Raw genomic sequence first — 17,866 nt, 5'->3', positions numbered from 1 at the left:
GGCGAGCCAAAATTTGGCTCGCCTTTTTCGTGTGTGCGCTTACTTTAGGTTCGCTAGTGCTGCGCTAGCATTTAAAGCCGGCTAAGAGTTTTTGTAAGTTGGTGGTTAGCTCGTTTAGGCCCCTGCTGGCATTGGCGGCTTGCCCGATGCGGCCCGTCGTCTCCATCGACTGGGTGTCGATGCTGCCCATATTGTCGTTCACCTCATTGATCACGGCGCTTTGCTCTTCCGCTGCAGTGGCGATTTGAATCGACATTTGGGTGATTTTCTCCACCGCGTTGTTGATCGCGTCTAGAGCCTGATTGGCATCGCGCGCCGAATCGACGGTTGAAAGAGCATCTTTAGATGCCGTTTGCATGGCATTCACAGCACTGGTCACACCATTTTGCAGCGCACCCAGCATTTGTTGAATGTGCTGAGTGGAGTCTTGGGTCTTGCTGGCCAGGGTGCGTACTTCATCGGCCACCACGGCGAAGCCTCGACCTTGCTCGCCCGCGCGAGCAGCCTCAATAGCGGCGTTAAGTGCGAGTAGGTTGGTTTGTTCGGCAATGCCTCTGATCACATCTAATACGGAGTTCGCATCGCTGGCCTGCTGTTGTACGGTGGTGATCAGGGCTGAGGTGGCGTCAACTTGTTTGGCTAGGGTGGCAATCTGCTCTTTAGTGGTGTTGACGATACTGGAGCCCTTAACCGTAAGTTCGTTGGCTGTTCTGGCTTGATCGGCGGTCATATTGGTATTTTCTGCAATCTCGGCCACGGTTTTGGACAGTTCGCCCACGGCACTCACCACCGCGCGAATGGCGTTATTTTGAGCCGACATGGCAATGCGATTGGCCTCGCCTAACTCGCTCATTTCATTGGCCGCGGTAAACACTTTGGCGGAATCCGTTTTGGCGGTGCCAATGGTGTGCTGCAGCTTATCCATAAAGCGGTTAAAACTACGTGAAAGGCTGCCTAGCTCATCGTGGCTGGTAAGGCGTGTTCGACTGGTGAGGTCGCCGTCGCCATCGGCTATATCGGCCATGGTGGCGTTAATCTGCACCAGCGCCTGAGTTAATAGGGGCGGCAGAATGATCAGTATGGCCAGGCCAACGAGGCCGCCACCGACCACTAAAATACTGGTGCGAAATTGCGCGTTGGCTACGTCGGTATCGGCTTGCTTCACAAAAGCGTCTATGGCGTTTTGGTGGGCTTCGCCGGCTCTATCCAGCAGCGATCTCAATTCGCTAAATTTGTTAGCTGTATCGCCGAAGCTGGCGCGTAGAATGGTTGTGTCGCCGGCTTCGGTAAGGGAGCGCTGCCTCAAATTCGCGCTGGCGGACTCAACCCAGTCTTCGTGCAAGGCTTTGAGCTTTTCTGGCGGAGCAATGTTGGCGATGGCCGGCGATAGGCTTGCCGCCCGCAGTGCCCGCTCTAGCGCTTGTTGTTGATTTTCGTCGAAGGCATCGCGCAAATCGCTGTAGCCACTGTGGCTGGCATCCAAGAAAATCAGCCCGCGTTCGGCGGCTTGGGCCTGATACATGTCTCGATCGGACTGGAGCAACAAATCAAGAGCAGAAATATAGTTCTGACTGAGTTGTTTGGTATCGTCCGCGAGGGTATTTTGAATTACCACGCCGTTGATGCTCACCAGTACCAACAAGCTAAGCAATAGAATGACCGGTAGACTAATTTTCCAGCGAAATGACAGGTTTTGAAACCAGCTCATGGGGCTCCCTCTCGCAATGTGGGGTAAATAGCGGGTTTAAGTTATATCGGCTGCACCGGCGATAACTTAATACGCCGAATGTGAGTATAGGCAGGGCCTAGCTCAGTTGCCGATTAAACGAAAGGCTTTGTCGGTGGCGATAGCGGCGAGTGGAATATCCCAGCAGTCGCCGTCGAGCGATGCCAGCCGCTGGCACTGATGGGCTAGGCCAACGCGGCGCCGGCTCGGTGTTGGCCGGCCCTTTACCGCGGCAAGCGTGCGGTCATAGTAGCCGCCGCCCATGCCGAGCCTATTGCCGTGCAGATCAAAGCCCACGAGGGGTAATAGAATTAGGTTCAGTAGCCAGACGGGTCTTACCCGCGCACCGAGGTCAGGCTCGATAATATTGTATTTATTTATCGTCAGGCGCGTGCCCACCTCAAGAGCCCGAAATTGCAGTTTTCCCCCGCTCATGACCACGGGTAAATAGCAGTGTTTACCCTGGGCTAGCGCCAGTTCTAACAAGGGAGTTGGGTCTATTTCACCATCGTTGGGCAGGTAGAAAGCAATGTGTTTTGCTTGCCGGAACCAGAGGTGTTGGCTTAGGTGTTGAGCGAGTGAGGCAGCGGCGCGTTGTTGTTGAGCCGGCGTAAGCGAACGCCTCAATTGGCGCAACCTTAGGCGCAACTGTTTTTTTTGATCGGTGCCGGTGGCTGGGTTGATAGTCATGGGAAAGAGGTCCAGGCTAAATTGGCCAACCTTCTATGAAATCGCTGCAAATGAAATCGCTGTCAATGAAATGGTTATAAACTGGCTGCAACCAATGCGAGGCTTATAACTAATGCAATAAAAAGGACCCCGAGAATGCCGTAGCCGGTTCGGCCTTGAACCCGACGGTTCAAGGTGGCGGAATCTGTGGCGCATTAGGCTTTCCGACGCGCGGACATGCACACCAACACCAGCAAGACTCCGCCGGTTGCAAATTTATCGGCTCGAGGACTTACCGAACAAACGAACATCTCAGGGAGATGTGAAGTTTAACGTAAAACCAACGGTTAGAAATAGGATTTATTCGAATTGCGCCAAGGTTTTATCGAGTCGGCTCAATAGCGGGGTCAAATCGGGAGCGGCATTAGCGGCGCCTGACTTGCTAGATTGGATAAGTTCGTGGCTGAGGTTGAGTGCCGCCATCACCGCGATACGCTCCAGCCCAATCACATGCCCAGACGAGCGAATGTCGCGCATGCGCTCATCGAGCTGCTTGGCGGCATCCTGCAGCGCCGCGCGCTCTTCGGGTGGGCAGGCCACCTGATACTCGCGGTCTAAGATACGTACAAGCACGGCGTTGCCGGATGGTTTACTCATGGCTTAGCCCTCAGCTTCCAAACTTTTCAAGCGCTTGATCATGGCCTCGACCCGCGTGCGCGCCAGTTCGTTTTTCTCGACTAGGCGTAGCTTTTCTTGTTGCCAAGTGGCTTCACGGGCTTTCAGCCCTGTATTTTCCCGATCTAAGCGCTGACACAGCTCGATGAGCTGGTTCAGCTTGGCTTCCAATTGGGCTAACTGTGATGCGGCCATGGGTAACTCTTGCAGTTTGGGCAGTGTAATAATCGACCACTATATGCACGGGATGGGCGAGGGTCAATCATTGTTGAAGTAAATTCTAGTTGATGTGAGCTAGGTTGCGGTAAACAAACAAGTTTTTAGTTAAAAAGTTGCAGATTGGGGCGGTTCTTTGTGGGCAGTGAATAAAGCCTTGCGAGCAATCGTGATAGCATTGGCGCCAGTTAGAATTAGGAAGCTTTCATGAACCCTCAAGACCCGTCCCAAAACAGCTCCGCCCTGCCCGATTTCGACGACTTTGCCGATCTTTTGTTGCAGTGTAACTCCCTCGCTAGTCCCACGGATTTGCAAGGTGTGGTGTGCGGGCGCCTAAGTGCCGGCGCGCCCTTGGAGCAGCCGCAATGGTATGAGCTGGCAAAGCAATTAATGGATGTGGAAAATCTCGACCCTTTAACCACCGAGGCGCTGGATGCCTTATTAAGTGCCAGCAAAGACGAGTTGAAAGGCGACGGTTTTAGTTTAGATCTACTCCTGCCGAGCGATCACATTGATCTGGACATGCGCGTGCAATCTCTGGCCGGCTGGTGCAGCAGCTTTCTGCATGGCTTCGGCGGCGCTGGCATCAAGGGCAATCAGACGTTTTCTGCCGAGGCGGCAGAGGCCTTGCGCGATATTGCGGCGCTGGCGCAAATCGAGGTCGATGCCGAATCTAGCCCAGAGGAGGCGGAAGCTAATTACCTGGAAGTTGTAGAATACCTGCGCGTGGCGGTGTTGACCTTGTATATCGAGTTCGCTGCCAAGCACAAACTTCATTGAGGTTGCCTTGGTCGAGTATGGCTATCAATAAAACGGAATTTGCTCGGCGTCGCGATAAGCTGATGGCGATGATGGAGCCCAATAGCATCGCTATTGTGCCCACCGCTAGCGTGAAAACTCGCAGCCGAGATATCGAGTACCCGTTTCGACCGGACAGCAATTTTTTGTACCTCACGGGCTTTGTTGAGCCGGAAGCCGTTTTGGTTTTACTCCCCGGTCGCAGCCATGGCCAGTTTGTTTTGTTTTGCCGGGAGCGCAATCCCGAGCGAGAAATTTGGGATGGCCTTCGCGCCGGTCCAGAGGGTGTATTGGCCAGCCACAGTGCCGACGATGCCTTTCCCATCGATGACATCGACGATATTTTACCGGGCTTAATTGAAGGCCGGGATAGGGTTTATTACGCCATGGGTCGCGACCCATTATTTGATCGCCGGGTGATGAACTGGATCAATGTCATTCGCGAAAACGTCGGTAGCGGCGCTGTGCCGCCGGGCGAATTTTTAGACTTAGATCACCTGCTGCACGACATGCGTCTATATAAAAGTGCAGCCGAAATTCGATTGCTAAAAACCGCTTGTGAGATATCGGCGGCGGGGCATTGTCGAGCCATGCAAGCTTGTGTGCCCGGTATGATGGAGTATGCACTAGAGGCAGAACTGATTTATGAATTTACCCGCAATGGCGCCCGAGCACCGGCTTACCCGAGTATTGTCGGCGGTGGTAGAAATGCCTGTGTCTTGCACTACATCGATAATCACAGTGTGTTGCGCGATGGCGATTTAGTGTTAATCGATGCCGGTTGCGAATATCAGGGTTATGCGGCCGATATTACTCGCACCTTCCCTGTTAGCGGCGTGTTTAGTCCAGCGCAAAAGCAGCTGTATGAATTGGTATTGCAGGTGCAGTTGCGGGCGATTGAAACCTTAAGGCCCGGCGGGCATTGGAACCAGGCGCACGAAACGTCGGTGCAAGTCATGGTCGAAGGTTTAGTCGCCTTGGGTATCTTACACGGCGAGCCGGAACAGCTTATCGCCAACGGTGCTTATAAAGCATTTTACATGCACCGCATCGGTCATTGGCTCGGCATGGATGTGCACGATGTAGGCGATTATCGCATCGGCGATCAATGGCGGGTGCTCGAGCCCGGCATGGTGCTGACGGTAGAACCTGGAATTTATATTCACCCCGATGACGATCGGGTGGCAAAAAAATGGCGTGGGCTCGCCATTCGAATTGAAGACGATGTTTTGATCACAAAAAATGGTTGCGAAGTCTTAAGCGCTGGCGTGCCAAAAACTTGCAGCGATATTGAACAGCTAATGGCCAGCGCAAGAATGAAAGGGCCGCAGCGCTCGCTGCTTTAACGGGCGAGGCTTTAATGAAAGGAATGGCAATGACAGTGAGTGCGGTTAAGTCCCAAGACAATGGCAGCTTTGATTTCGATATCGCGATTGTCGGCGCGGGCATGGTCGGCATCACGGCAGCCTTGTTGCTGGCCAAAAGGTTGCCGTCTCTAAGCATCGCATTATTTGATCAGTATGCTTTGGCGCCGCGGCCAGAACCGTTTCAGCCTAGCTTTGATCAGCGCGCCACTGCACTGGCTGCGGGCAGCCTAGAGGCCTTGGCGGAATTAAATTTATCGCAACAACTGCAAGCCGTGAGCGGAAAAATTAACAGGGTGCAGGTGTCGGATAAGGGGCATTGGTCGGGTACAGGCTTCAGCGCAGAAAAGTTGGCGCTTGAGCAATTGGGTTTGGTTGTGCCCAATGCCGCGCTGGGCCAATGTTTAATGACGCAGCTAGCGCAGTCGACGATCGCCCGCATCGCACCCATTGGGGTTGAGCGAGTGGCGGCAATCGCCGGTGGATATCGCCTAGCGAGCAGCGAACAAACCTTTGCCACGCGGCTATTAATTTTGGCCGACGGCGCCAGCGATACATTAAAAAAGCAGCTGGGTATTGCCTCCTCGCGCACTGAGTATTTGCAAAGTGCCGTGATTGCCAACCTGCGCTGTGAAAAACATCACCAGGGCGTTGCCTACGAGCGTTTTACCGCTGATGGACCCATGGCGATGTTGCCATTGGCCGACCCGCAGGTTATGGCGCTGGTGTGGACCTTAAAGGCTCAGGATCAACATCTGGCCGACTTGCCCGATGCGGAATTTCTTGTTCAGGCACAGCGTCGATTTGGTGATCGGCTCGGTAATTTTGTCGCACTTAGCAAGCGCGACGTTTATCCTCTGGCCCTCGTTGAAGCGCAGGAACAGGTGCGTGCGCATTTAGTATTGCTGGGTAACGCGGCGCATTTTCTTCACCCAGTTGCCGGCCAAGGGTTTAATTTATCAGTGCGCGATACGGTGGCTCTAGTGGAGACTATCGAGCAAAGTGTTCAGCAAAACGGATTAGACGCATTAGGGCAATTGTCCGACTTGCTCGACTACCAGGCTAAGCGCGGCACCGATCAATGGTTAACCACGCAGTACAGTCATCAGTTGGTGAATTGGTTTAGCAGTGATCATTGGCTGCACTTTATTCCTCGCCAGTCGGCCATGATGTTGTTGAATAACTTACCATTGGCAAAACAATGGCTCGCCAATCAGTCGATGGGGCGAGCCTAGTGACGCCATGATTTTTTTCGCAATATTTGATCATTGTTACAAGGCCAAGCTTCATGACTGACAAATCTAACGCTTTTGATATCGTCGTGGTTGGTGCGGGTTTAGTGGGCGCCTTGGTGGCCTTGCTGATAACGCGGCAGCACCCGCAGTTGCGCATTGCGGTCATAGAGGCTGCAGACACACTCACGGTATTTGATGCTTCAGTTTTCGATCCTCGCGTGGTCGCACTCACCCAAACCTCTGTGTCGGCGTTAGAGGGCGTGGGTATTTGGTCAAAGTTGCAGGCGCAGCGCGTATGCGCCTATCGCGAAATGGACGTGTGGGATGCCGAGGGCACAGGGCGCATTCATTTCGATGCCCAGGCCTCACAGCAAAAGCAACTCGGCTTTATTGTCGAGAATTCTTTATTGGTGAGTCACCTGCAGCAAGCGATGAGTTACGCCCCCAACATCTCGTTGCTGTTGGGTGAGAAGGTCGAGCAATTTACGCCACCCACAATGACCGGCGACGAAACTTTCGCGCCTACACAATTAACCTTGGCGTCTGGTCAAATGATCCAAAGCCTGCTGGTGTTGGCCGCCGATGGCGCTCACTCGCAAATGCGAAGTTTGGCGCAGATGGCAACGCGCGAATGGGACTACGGCCACAGCGCCATTGTCGCGACGATAACCACGGAAAAACCCCATGGCTTTGTCGCGCGACAGCGCTTTATGATGGATGGGCCCTTGGCCTTTCTGCCTTTGCAGCAAGCCGCCAGGGCCGAGCAAGATGAATTTCACTGCTCCATTGTCTGGTCTATTGAAACTGAAAAAGCACAGGCATTAATGGGTCTAAGCGATGATGCCTTTTGTGCGCAATTAACCCGTCGCTCGGAAGCTTGTCTTGGTCAAGTGCTAAGCATTGATAAGCGCTTTTGTATTCCGTTGCGGCAGCGTCACGCGCTGGATTATGTTGTGCCGGGCTTGGCACTGTTGGGCGATGCGGCGCACACTATTCACCCGCTCGCAGGTCAAGGCGTTAATATCGGTATCAAAGATGCGTTAGCCCTAGTGGCCGAGCTCGATCGAGCGCTGCAGCGCGGTTTACCCGTTGCCCACATGGCGACCCTGCGCCGATATCAGCGTGCGCGCAAGGCAGAGAATTTAATGATGATGTTAGGTATGGAAGGTTTTAAGCAATTATTCGCCTCGGACTCTATCTTATTGCGCTGGTTGAGAAATGAAGGCGTGCGTCAGGTTGATCGTCAGTCACTGCTAAAAAATGCACTTGTGAATAAAGTACTTGGGGGATAAGTCGATGAAAATGGGTTTTGCATGGGTACTGTTGCTCAGCAGCTTGCTTATGGCTTGTGAGTCAGATGACTTTGCCCAAGTTGAGCTTAACAGCGAAAAATTTTTGGTGTGGGGTGAGGGCGTCAGCGTTGTGGTTGAGGAGGGCCGTGGTGAACCCAAAAGCATGGGTAGCTATAGTGTTCGGATATACCAGAACAGAGATGAATCGAATTCTCGGGATTTCTTTATTACCGGGCTGATTTTTGCGCGCGACGGCTTTTTAAAGCAGGCCGGTTTGGTGGATATTGACGACGATGATCAACTGGATCTCGTGGTGGTGTTTGAGAATGCTGGCAGTGGTAGTTATTTAACCGCGCACGCTTGGCGATTTATTGATGACAAGTTAAGTTCAATTGCCATCGTCGAAGGTTTGGCCGCTGGCGCGGATGTGAATGCCGCGTTAAAAACCCAAATTAAAGTATTGAACGCACTGGAACCGGAAACTGAAAATACGCCACTGCCGGTCGACACTCAGGCAGCCGAGCAGTGATGTGTCATCCAATAGGTGAATTATCAAAATGAACCCTAGCCAAACGACCAACTGCACCATCCAAAGGGTGGATTACGCAGATGCCGAGCAAATGCATCATGTGTTAAATCTGCTCGACGCTTATGCTCGCGACCCCATGGGCGGTGGTGAAGCCTTAGCTGATCATGTCCGTGCCGAGTTGCCGGTGCTGTTGCGCGCAACGCAGCACGCAGTGAGTTTTATCGCGTTCGTCGACGCCGAGGCCGTGGGGCTTATTAATGGTTTTGAAACTGTTTCTACCTTCGCGGCCAAGCGCTTGATTAATATTCATGACTTGGCGGTGCTGAGCGTTGCCCGCGGCAAGGGCGTGGCGACCCAGCTGATGCAAGCAATGGAAGCCCATGCCCGCGCGCGTCAGTGCTGCAAGCTGACGCTCGAGGTGTTAACCGGTAATCAGCAAGCCGGAGCCCTGTATGCTGCGATGGGCTATCGACAGTACGAGCTTGATCCAAAAATGGGCCAAGCCGTTTTTTTACAAAAGAAGCTCTAGCATAGGTACTGAGCTGTGTATTTGATATGGGTTTTAATGCTCGACTGGATTTTAGCCAGTGAGTTTTGAGGATAGGCAATGAGAGATGTATTGATTACCAAACAACCGGTAGAACTTTATAAAATACTGAAGTTCGAGGGTATCGCGTCGAGTGGTGCGGAGGCGAAGATGATGGTTGCCGATGGAGCCGTATTGGTGAACGGCGAGGTGGAGACACGAAAACGTCGGCAAATTAACGCCGGTGATCTATTGTCTGTGGATGGCGATGAACTGCGTATTGTGCTTGGTTAGTTTCTTGGTTGTTAGATCTTTATAGTAGTATGCATGGAGACAGGTGACGAAAATATCGTGTGTACAATTTTTCGTAGCCCTGTTTTTATTGTAGCTGTTAGCTGTTAGCTGTTAGCTGTTAGCTGTTAGCTGTTAGCTGTTAGCTGTTAGCTGTTAGCTGTTTTGCACTAATCGTTTTTATTGGGGAATAATACCGATCTCAACCAATTGAACCAGCCGTTGTTGCCGAGGACGTATTTATCTAATTGCGCCTGGTTCTGATAATAGTGTTCGGTGTCGGCAAACAGCGTTTCGCGGGTGAGCATTTTTCGATTTGGGTTTAGATGTTTCACCGGTTTTGCCGGATTGCCGGCAACCACGGTATTTGCCGGTACATCTTTTGTGACTACGGAACCCGCGCCAACCACGCTATTGTCCCCAATATTAACGCCTTTACAAATAATGGCGCTATCGCCAATCCAAACGTTTCGCCCTAACGACACCGGCTTGCTGCAGCGGAATGGCCGGGTTCTATTATAGAGGCCGTGCCAATCGCTATCGGAAATATAGACATTCGCAGCTAGCATGCAGCTGTCGCCAATGTGAATAGATATATTGGACGAGATGCGTACGCCCGGCGAAATTAACACAAAATCGCCGATATGAATTTCACCTGCCCCCTGTTTACCTGACCAGCAAGTCAACTGCACAGGATTGCTGCGTGCGGAAATGATATGGGTGCAGCGACCGAGCTTTATACCTGCTCCGAAAACACTGATTGACCAAGGTGAAATGGCTTGTAATCCATCGCCACAATGATCGAACTGAGGTTCGAGAAAGCGCTTGGTGTAGCGGCGATTGATCGCGTTGCTCAGCCATTTAAGTGCGTAGGGTCTGTTATTTTTCCGCATAACTTAGGTCTGTTCGGGTTTGGCTTTAGTTTACAGCAAAGTGGCAAGAATCGCGGTAACTTGTTGTTTTTCTCCTATCTGAATGCTGTAAACTACCGCGACGATAAACAGCCGGCTTTGAGTTTTCTATGCACTTAATACACAGCAGTGATTTCAATATCCAATCGGTAAAAGGCTTCTTGGCCGACGACGAAGGCGAAGGGCTTTATCAACTAGCTCTCACTGCAAGTGCAATGGGTCCCTGCTTAGAAGTGGGTTCCTACTGTGGAAAATCGACTGTGTATTTAGCTGCCGCCTGCCAGGCTAATCAACAAACTTTGTTCGCGGTTGATCACCATCGCGGCTCTGAGGAGCATCAACTGGGCGAGGAGTACCACGATCCCGAGTTGTACGATGGTCAGGTCAAAAAGATGGATAGCTTTCGAACTTTTCGAGATACCTTAAGCCGAGCAAAGTTGGAAGATACGGTGGTGCCCATCGTTGCCTCTTCAGCCGTTGCCGGCAGGCATTGGGCAACGCCCTTGGCGCTGGTGTTTATCGATGGTGGCCACGCGCTGGCAACGGCTTTGTCTGATTACCGCAGTTGGGCAAGTCACGTGATGCCTGGCGGCTTGCTGCTTATCCATGACATTTTTCCCAACCCGGAAGACGGCGGCCAAGCGCCCTATGATATTTATAAATTGGCGCTGGCCTCTGGCTTATTCGAACAGCTGCCGACCATAAACACCTTGGGTGTCTTGCGCAGGCTCTAAGCTCTAGTCAATGCGCAGCCCATTGGCTGCGCTGCGTTGATTTTTGCGTGGCATGTTTAGCGAATCAACGGCGGTGTGAATGTCGTTATGTTCGATGAACAATTTTGCCGCGGCTGTGTGTTCAGTGAGTGCATCGGCGGCAAGTAAAATGGCACCACTGGTCCAGGTAGTTTTTTCTTCCGGCCACACCACCTTGTCGCGAAATTGATAACCCATCCAATAGCCGCCGTCGGCATCTAAAAATTGGTGTAGCCAGCTGTATAAATTAACTGCGCGGGCGTGATCGTTAATGGCCAACAATGCCATAGTTAGCTCGCAACTTTCGGCGATGGTGACCCAAGGTTCATCGGTTACGCAGCGGCAACCTAAACCCTTTTCCACGAATTCGTGCCAGCGACTATCGATGCGTGCCACGGCATCTTCGCCGGTAATGACACCGGTGAGTACTGGGTAAAACCAGTCCATGGAATAACGGGCTTTGCTCTCCCAGGTGCGATCGAAACGCTCGGGCTTATGCTTTAAGCAGGCAACAATGTTGGACCGCGCGGCGCTCCAGCGCTCGGTTGCTTGTCCGAGGGTATGGGCAATATTAATGGCGCACTCAAGGCTCTTGGCTATAGAGCTATTGGCGGTGATGAGTGCGTCGCCTAAGCCATTGCCTTGTTCATCCACGGCCCAATCAATTTCGCCTTGCTCGCTTTGGTAGCGCAGCACAAACTCGATGGCTTCGGCCACCATGGGCCAATGTAAGGCGAGGAAATCGCGGTTTTCGGTAATCAGGTAATGGTGCCAAATACCGGTTGCCACGTAGGCGACGAAGTTGGTTTCGCGCTTCTCTTTGCACACGGGTTGGTTATTTTTGTAGTGGTTCCACCAGCTGCCGTCGTCTAATTGTTGATTGGCTAACCATTGATAGGCTCTTTCGGCCGCGGCAAATTCACCGGCAATTGATAGCCCCATGGCGGCTTCTGTGTGATCCCAGGGGTCTGCTTTGTCGCCGCGGTACCAGGGAATGCAACCATCTTCAAATTGCTGTTTGAGTATGTAGTCTACAGTCGGTTGCAGTAGCGCTTTCGGGTAGCGGCCTTTTTGTAATAATAGCGATGTCACACTGTGTCCTCTGTGTGGTAATACATCACCACACTTTTTCCCATGATGGGGTTCAATAACTTTTCTAAGGTTTGGGTCAGCCACGGTTTTTGCATTAAGTCCCAGACCAGTAGTTTGTGATAGCCGCGAATTAAGCGCGACTGCTCTTGCTGGTTCCAGAGCGCGCACTTGAGCCACCAAAAAGGCGAGTGCAGCGCGTGCGCCCAATGGCGTTGGTAGCGTTTAAAGCCGAACTGCTCAATTTCGCGATTGAGAGTTTGGCTATTAAATATGCGCAGATGGCCACCTTCAACTTGGTGGTAGGCGCTGCTTAGCTTCCAGCAAATTTTTTCCGGCCAGGCGCGCGGTACGCTGATGGCAAGGGTGCCGCCAGGTTTTAAAATGCGTTGAATCTCGGTAAGCGCACCTTGGTAGTCGGGCAGGTGTTCGAGCACTTCGCTGCAAATGATTTTGTCAAAGCAGTGATCGGGAAAGGGCAGTTTTAGTGCGTCGGCGCATTGTAAATGAAAGCTTTTGGCGTTCGACTTTTCGGCGAAAGGTTGTTGCCGTTGTTGTGCTATGGCCAAATCGCTGGGGTTCAAATCAACTGCAAAAACATCGATGTTGCCTGCTATGTAAGCGTTAATTGCGTGTCGGCCCTCGCCGCAACCTAGATCCAAAAGGCGGTCGCCGTCTTTGAGCGGAAAATGTTTAAAATCAACGGTGAGCATGACGCTTAACCTTTTGCGCCGCATCGGCGGGCTTGAGAATATGTCGATAGTAGGCGGTTAATTCGGTGGCTACCTTGTGCCAGCTGAAATTTTCCTCGATGCGTTTGCGCGCTTTTTCGCTCAACATCTGGCGCAAGGCTGGCTTGTCGAACAGTTGCGACAAGGCTTGGCTAATGGCCATAGCATCGCCGGCCGGCACGCTTAGGGCAGCATCGCCGACCACTTCGGGAATGGCGCCGCCATCGGTAGCTACCAAAGGCAGTGCACAGGCCATGGCCTCGCCCGCGGGTAAACCAAAGCCTTCATAGAGCGATGGCACCACGGCAACTTGCGCGCTGTTGTATTGATCGACCAGTTCTGCGGTAGTGATGCCGGAGATAAATGTTACCTGCTGTTCTAGCGCCAGCTTTTGCAATAACTTTTCTGTTTCGCCACCGGCATGGAGTTTGCCGATAACGGTGAGTGAAATGTCTGGGTAGTGTGCTTTTAAGTTGGCGATAGCTTGTAATAAAAATCGTAAACCTTTGAGCGGTTGATCGGCGGATGCGGTGCTAATCACTTTATAGGCTTGCTTCGCGATGTCCGGGTTTGGCTTAAATACTTCCGTGTCTATGCCGTTGTGCATCAAATCAATACTGGCCAAGGGGCGCTGAAAGGCTTGTGCAATATCTTGCCGCGACTGTTCCGACACGGTGACTATGTGCGCAAGTTTTTGCACTACCCGTTTTTGCATTTTTAAGAAATAGTGCCAGCGCTTGATCAGTAAGCGCATGCCCCAGTTATCTTCGGCGGCGAGTTTAATTTCTAAATCGCGGGTGATGGGGTGGTGCACGGTGGCGACTACCGGTAAACCGCGCTTTTGAATATCGAGTAGGCCCCAAGCTAGGCATTGATTGTCGTGCACTATGTCGTAATTGTGACCGTGGCGTTTTAAATATTTCGCCACCCGCCGACCAAAGGTATAGGGCTCGGCGAAGCCGCCGGTGAGCTTGCTGCACCACTCGAAGGTATCGGTGTAACTGGTTAAATGTCTCAGTCTTAGCGCCCGCGTTGGGTCGTCGACCGCGAACAAGTCTAGGCTGGGCAGTTTAATCAGGTTTACGCCGCTGATGACTTCCGGGTAGGGCGGGCCTGAAATGACATCCACTTGATGGCCTAGTGCTAACAGCGCTTTGCTTAAATAATGTAGATAGATGCCCTGGCCGCCGACAAAAGGGTGCGAGCGATAGCCCAGCAGGCAAATGCGCAAACTGGGTTGGCCGTCGCTGGCTAAGGCTTGAGCTGAGTCTATTTGGGGTTGAGCCAGTGTTTTTGCATTCATAACGCGGTATCGGCAATGGTGTCCGGAGAGGTTATAGGGAAACGCTGGCTGAGCCAATGATGACTAATTATAGAGAGCGGGTCAGTGCGCGCCAACCTAGAAGGACGACTTAGGGGTCATTTGACCCGCTAAGCCGTGACGTCCAGAGCTGAAAGCTCTGTTGCCGCCTAAGTGTCCGCGCCTTGGTGGCTGGTTTTAGAAGGAAAGGCGGGCGCCTAGTTCAACAGAGCGACCGGGTTCCGGCGCATAAGCTCGCAAGAACGAGCTGGCATTGCGGATCTCGGCGTTGCTCAGGTTATTGCCTTTAATAAACAGCAAAATCTCTTGTTCACCCAAATTCAGATTGCGACTGGCGCTGAGATCGAGGCGGTTATAGCCGTCTACCGCAAACTCGCCTTCGCCTGGGTGCTTTTGTTCGCTCACGGCGGTGGCGCGCATGTCGAGCTGCCATTGATCGTCCTCGTAACTCAGGCTAATGCCGGCTCTTGGTGGGTTAATACGCGGCACATCGCCGCCCTTATCGAACTTGGCGCGCACCGCATCGACAAAGCCTTGCAGTTGCCATTGGCTGTTGAGTGGCAGGGTCAGTTGTATTTCCGCGCCGTAAAACCGGGTTGCGTCTTGCACGTAGGCGTAGACTGGTAACTCGTCTATCACCGCGCCGGTGTTGGCTTTGTAGATAAAGTTGTCGATGGCGTTGTTGAACAGATTGAGCTCGAGGTGAACCGGGCCCTCGTAGTGGTAGCCAATCTCCGTGTTGAGGCTGGTTTCCGGTTTCAAGTCGGCGTTACCCTCTACGTAATTTTGTTCGGCAAGGTGTGCGCCTAAGGAAAACAGCTCCTCTACCGATGGCGCACGCTGCGCTCTCGCCAAGCTAAAGGTTAAGTGTTGGGCATCGTTTATGTGCCAGTGGGCCGCGCCCGAAAGGCTGTAGGTGTTAAAGCTGCGCTTGCTTTGGTCGTCGGGGGCTATGGCATTGTATTCGGCGCGTGCACCCAGTTCGAACACCCAGTTACTGCGATTAAACTCCTCAAGCACAAAGGCGCCAAGATTATCGATATCCGAGCGCGGAATGAAGGCTTCATCGCCGATCGCGGCAAAGTCCCGCGTGCCGGCTTGGATGCCGAAGGCGCCGCGTTGGTCGCCGGAGTCCGTGTGAATAACCTCGGCACGGCCTTCCCAAGCTTTATTTTGGAATTTGGTGCCAGCTTCGTCGCCCTCTAGCTCTATGTGCTGGTAATCGTTATAGGCGAGGCGGTAGCTCAGTTTTTCGATCCAGGGAGCGAGGTTGTTTTGCTCGCCCTTTAGGTCGTAGCGGGTTTGCGTGAGGTCGATGCGCACCAAGGCCTCCTCCTCTTCGTGGCCCGGCTCCTCTTCGTGGTCTGGCTCCTCTTCTTCGTGTTCGTGACCGCCGGGCGGGATACCGTAATTGTTGTTGAGTTGGCTAATGGCGAGCCCGATAAAGCCGGTGTCGTTAAACCAGCTGGCCCCGGCACTGAAAGAGTCGGCTTGCGCGTCGGTGTTTTCGATAATCCCTTTGTGCTCTTCTTCCTCGAGCTCGGGCGATTCATGACTCTCCTCGGCGTGGGCATAGCCGGGAATATCGACGTTTTGGCTCTCGCGCCAGACTCCATCTAGGTGCCAGGCAAGGCGATCAGAGCCGCCTTCCAGCATGCCAACCCCCACCTTTTGCTGGTTAACGCTTTGGTAGCGCGCCTCGATAGCGCCTTCCACGCCGTTTATGCGCGCACTGGGAATGCTGTTGTCGATCACATTGACCACGCCGCCGATAGCGTCATTGCCGAAGCGCAAGGTGGCGGGGCCGCGTAGCACCTCGATGCGCTCGGCCAGCAGCGGCTCTACCGAGTTAGCGTGATCTGGGCTAGCGCTAGCGGCATCCATGGTGCCGAGCTGGTTTTGCATGACCTTGACGCGATTGGCGCTCTGGCCGCGAATAACGGGGGCACCGACGCCTGGGCCGAAGGAGGCCGAGCTCATGCCGGGTTGATCGTTTAAGGTGTCGCCGAGGGTGCTGGCGGCTTTGCGGCGCAGCTCGTCGCCGCTTAGCACCGCCGCTGGTTGGCTCAAAGTGTCGCCATTTTTTGCCAGCGGTGAGGCGGTGATAATGACCTCTTCAATGGCGGCCGATAGGGGCAAGGGTGTCAGGCTAAGGCCTAGAAGTAACGTAGTGGCTAAGCGTTGCTTGGCCATCAATTGCTGGCCCATGAAGGGGAACTTAATCATGCGGAAATACTCCAAAAACCAAGGCCCGAGGGCTTGGCTGTCGATAATGTCTAAATAAGTGATTTGCGTGGCTTTACGCGGCGACAGGAGTAGTGGCGGGTGGATCGCGCTTACCGCGCTTTTCTAGTTGGCGGTGGTGGCGAAAATAGGGTGTTGTTTCCTGCCAAGCGTCAGTGGCAGGTGCGTCGAGTGACGGCGCTTCTTCCCCACAGGCCAGAGCCGGTGAGTGCTGGCATAGGTAGCAGTCGGTTTGAAAAGTTTGGTGGTCGTGTTGAGTCTCAATCGCCTGAGCGAACACCAAACATAAGCTAAGCGCCAAGAAGGCGAGCCTAAGGTGCTTAATGCTGGTGAGATGACGCCACATAGGTCGTTACAGTTTGGGTACAAAGGGCGATAGTTTAATTCGGCCTAGCGCATTTGGCCATGGCTAGATGATTTTGCGGCTGGCGCTAGCGGTTAAAGCGACTAATATTGGAGATGAGTTGATGTATACCCATAGTCAAAATGCCTCGCACAAGCCGGTGAGGCCAAGGAATCAGATGACAGCGGAAGTAACGGCAGAGTGCCCGTTTGAACACGAGTTGGTCATTAGAGTCGTGGGCCGATTGGGTCTAAACGCCCATCACGATTTTCGTCAAGCCTATATGCCTCATGTGCGGGGCCTGACCAAGTGCGAAGTGAACCTTAAGGATTGCACCGGTATAGATAGCTCCGGTATGGCCATATTACTGATTTTGCGCGACCAAGCTAAACTCGATCTCGAGCAATTTTCAATCACCCATTGCAATCCAGATGTGTATAAAGTGCTGGGTTATGCCAATTTCGATCAAATATTTACTGTCAAAGCGCTTTAGTGGCGCTGGGCAGCCCAAGCCTCAGCCTATATAATCCCCGCTCCCGAAAACCAGCCATTGGAGTCCCATGGTGGAGCGCACCGCTACAGTCAGCCGCGATACGCTGGAAACACAAATTTCTGTGAGCCTCAATCTCGATGGCAAGGGCCAAGGTAAATTTGATACCGGCGTGCCCTTCCTCGAGCACATGATGGATCAAATTGCCCGCCACGGCATGATCGATCTCGACGTTACCTGTAAGGGCGATACCCATATCGATGACCACCACTCGGTGGAAGATATCGGCATTACCATTGGTCAGGCTATCGCCAAGGCTGTGGGTGATAAGAAGGGTATTCGCCGCTACGGTCACGCCTATGTGCCCCTAGATGAAGCCCTGTCCCGCGTGGTGATCGATTTTTCCGGTCGGCCCGGGCTGGTGATGGATATTCCGTTTACCCAAAAGCGCATCGGTCAATTTGATACTGAGTTGTTCTGGGAATTTTTCCAGGGTTTTGTAAATCACGCGCAAGTAACTTTGCATGTGGACACCTTGCGCGGCTTTAACGCTCACCACCAGATTGAAACGGTGTTTAAGGCCTTCGGCCGCGCGCTGCGTATGGCGCTAGAGCTAGACCCGAGAATGGCTGGTCAAATGCCGTCGACCAAAGGCACTTTGTAA

20 protein-coding genes and 1 other RNA gene are annotated in these 17,866 nt (G+C 52.9%); 10 read left to right on the top strand and 11 right to left on the bottom strand.

Going from position 1 to position 17,866, the window contains the following annotated elements; genetic code table 11:
* Positions 1–64: 64 nt before the first annotated feature.
* From QWY82_RS01345 to QWY82_RS01325, 5 genes are all read right to left on the bottom strand, one after another.
* Positions 65–1,708 (bottom strand): methyl-accepting chemotaxis protein, encoded by a 1,644-nt coding sequence (locus QWY82_RS01345; RefSeq protein ID WP_290259325.1) that lies wholly within the window; start codon positions 1,706–1,708, stop codon positions 65–67.
* Positions 1,709–1,810: 102 nt separating this feature from the next.
* Positions 1,811–2,416, bottom strand: coding sequence for a 5-formyltetrahydrofolate cyclo-ligase (locus tag QWY82_RS01340; RefSeq protein ID WP_290259323.1), 606 nt, complete (start codon positions 2,414–2,416; stop codon positions 1,811–1,813).
* Positions 2,417–2,538: 122 nt separating this feature from the next.
* Positions 2,539–2,717: non-coding RNA, 6S RNA (gene ssrS, locus QWY82_RS01335), on the bottom strand.
* 38 nt (positions 2,718–2,755) lie between these two features.
* Positions 2,756–3,052 carry a cell division protein ZapA gene (locus QWY82_RS01330; protein ID WP_290259321.1) on the bottom strand — a complete coding sequence of 99 codons (297 nt, stop codon included), beginning with the start codon at positions 3,050–3,052 and terminating at the stop codon, positions 2,756–2,758.
* 3 nt (positions 3,053–3,055) lie between these two features.
* Positions 3,056–3,265: a TIGR02449 family protein gene (locus QWY82_RS01325; RefSeq protein ID WP_290259320.1), complete on the bottom strand. Its 210-nt coding sequence runs from the start codon at positions 3,263–3,265 to the stop codon at positions 3,056–3,058.
* 228 nt (positions 3,266–3,493) lie between these two features.
* On the opposite strand from QWY82_RS01325, the gene QWY82_RS01320 reads away from it, so the two are divergent.
* The 7 genes from QWY82_RS01320 (at position 3,494) to QWY82_RS01290 (ending at position 9,324) form a co-directional block, all read left to right on the top strand.
* The gene (locus tag QWY82_RS01320) at positions 3,494–4,066 is read left to right on the top strand and encodes a UPF0149 family protein (protein WP_290259319.1); all 573 of its coding nucleotides are present in this window, start codon (positions 3,494–3,496) and stop codon (positions 4,064–4,066) included.
* 17 nt (positions 4,067–4,083) lie between these two features.
* Positions 4,084–5,430, top strand: coding sequence for a Xaa-Pro aminopeptidase (gene pepP, locus QWY82_RS01315; RefSeq protein ID WP_290259318.1), 1,347 nt, complete (start codon positions 4,084–4,086; stop codon positions 5,428–5,430).
* 29 nt (positions 5,431–5,459) lie between these two features.
* Positions 5,460–6,683: an FAD-dependent monooxygenase gene (locus QWY82_RS01310; RefSeq protein ID WP_290259317.1), complete on the top strand. Its 1,224-nt coding sequence runs from the start codon at positions 5,460–5,462 to the stop codon at positions 6,681–6,683.
* A 53-nt stretch (positions 6,684–6,736) separates the two neighbouring features.
* Entirely contained in the window at positions 6,737–7,975 is a 1,239-nt protein-coding gene (locus QWY82_RS01305; protein ID WP_290259316.1) for a UbiH/UbiF/VisC/COQ6 family ubiquinone biosynthesis hydroxylase, read from the top strand.
* Between the two features lie 4 nt (positions 7,976–7,979).
* Positions 7,980–8,504 carry a PliI family lysozyme inhibitor of I-type lysozyme gene (locus QWY82_RS01300; protein ID WP_290259315.1) on the top strand — a complete coding sequence of 175 codons (525 nt, stop codon included), beginning with the start codon at positions 7,980–7,982 and terminating at the stop codon, positions 8,502–8,504.
* Positions 8,505–8,532: 28 nt separating this feature from the next.
* Entirely contained in the window at positions 8,533–9,033 is a 501-nt protein-coding gene (locus QWY82_RS01295; RefSeq protein WP_290259314.1) for a GNAT family N-acetyltransferase, read from the top strand.
* Between the two features lie 78 nt (positions 9,034–9,111).
* A complete protein-coding gene (locus QWY82_RS01290; RefSeq protein WP_290259312.1) occupies positions 9,112–9,324 on the top strand; it encodes an RNA-binding S4 domain-containing protein in 213 nt (70 codons plus the stop codon).
* 167 nt (positions 9,325–9,491) lie between these two features.
* Here the strand turns inward: QWY82_RS01290 and QWY82_RS01285 are convergent, their stop codons facing one another.
* Positions 9,492–10,214: an acyltransferase gene (locus tag QWY82_RS01285; protein ID WP_290259310.1), complete on the bottom strand. Its 723-nt coding sequence runs from the start codon at positions 10,212–10,214 to the stop codon at positions 9,492–9,494.
* A 128-nt stretch (positions 10,215–10,342) separates the two neighbouring features.
* On the opposite strand from QWY82_RS01285, the gene QWY82_RS01280 reads away from it, so the two are divergent.
* Entirely contained in the window at positions 10,343–10,966 is a 624-nt protein-coding gene (locus tag QWY82_RS01280; protein ID WP_290259309.1) for a class I SAM-dependent methyltransferase, read from the top strand.
* Between the two features lie 3 nt (positions 10,967–10,969).
* Here QWY82_RS01280 and QWY82_RS01275 read toward each other — a convergent pair whose 3' ends face one another.
* From QWY82_RS01275 to QWY82_RS01255, 5 genes are all read right to left on the bottom strand, one after another.
* Positions 10,970–12,076, bottom strand: coding sequence for a prenyltransferase/squalene oxidase repeat-containing protein (locus QWY82_RS01275; RefSeq protein WP_290259308.1), 1,107 nt, complete (start codon positions 12,074–12,076; stop codon positions 10,970–10,972).
* Positions 12,073–12,786, bottom strand: a complete 714-nt coding sequence (locus QWY82_RS01270) for a class I SAM-dependent methyltransferase (protein ID WP_290259307.1) — start codon at positions 12,784–12,786, stop codon at positions 12,073–12,075. Before QWY82_RS01270 ends, QWY82_RS01275 begins: the two co-directional genes overlap by 4 nt.
* The gene (locus QWY82_RS01265) at positions 12,773–14,107 is read right to left on the bottom strand and encodes a glycosyltransferase family 4 protein (RefSeq protein WP_290259306.1); all 1,335 of its coding nucleotides are present in this window, start codon (positions 14,105–14,107) and stop codon (positions 12,773–12,775) included. The genes QWY82_RS01270 and QWY82_RS01265 overlap by 14 nt, the downstream gene beginning before the upstream one ends.
* Positions 14,108–14,302: 195 nt before the next feature.
* On the bottom strand, positions 14,303–16,351 hold the full coding sequence (locus tag QWY82_RS01260; RefSeq protein WP_290259305.1) for a TonB-dependent receptor: 2,049 nt from the start codon (positions 16,349–16,351) through the stop codon (positions 14,303–14,305).
* Between the two features lie 73 nt (positions 16,352–16,424).
* A complete protein-coding gene (locus tag QWY82_RS01255) occupies positions 16,425–16,715 on the bottom strand; it encodes a hypothetical protein (protein ID WP_290259304.1) in 291 nt (96 codons plus the stop codon).
* 175 nt (positions 16,716–16,890) lie between these two features.
* Between QWY82_RS01255 and QWY82_RS01250 the strand changes: the two genes are divergently transcribed.
* Positions 16,891–17,205 (top strand): STAS domain-containing protein, encoded by a 315-nt coding sequence (locus QWY82_RS01250; RefSeq protein WP_290259303.1) that lies wholly within the window; start codon positions 16,891–16,893, stop codon positions 17,203–17,205.
* Positions 17,206–17,272: 67 nt separating this feature from the next.
* Positions 17,273–17,866, top strand: a complete 594-nt coding sequence (gene hisB, locus QWY82_RS01245; RefSeq protein WP_290259301.1) for an imidazoleglycerol-phosphate dehydratase HisB — start codon at positions 17,273–17,275, stop codon at positions 17,864–17,866.

Source organism: Simiduia curdlanivorans (assembly GCF_030409605.1).
GTDB classification, from domain to species: domain Bacteria; phylum Pseudomonadota; class Gammaproteobacteria; order Pseudomonadales; family Cellvibrionaceae; genus Simiduia; species Simiduia curdlanivorans.
Note: the sequence above shows the minus strand (reverse complement) of the source record. Positions and strands in the feature narration are given on the sequence as shown.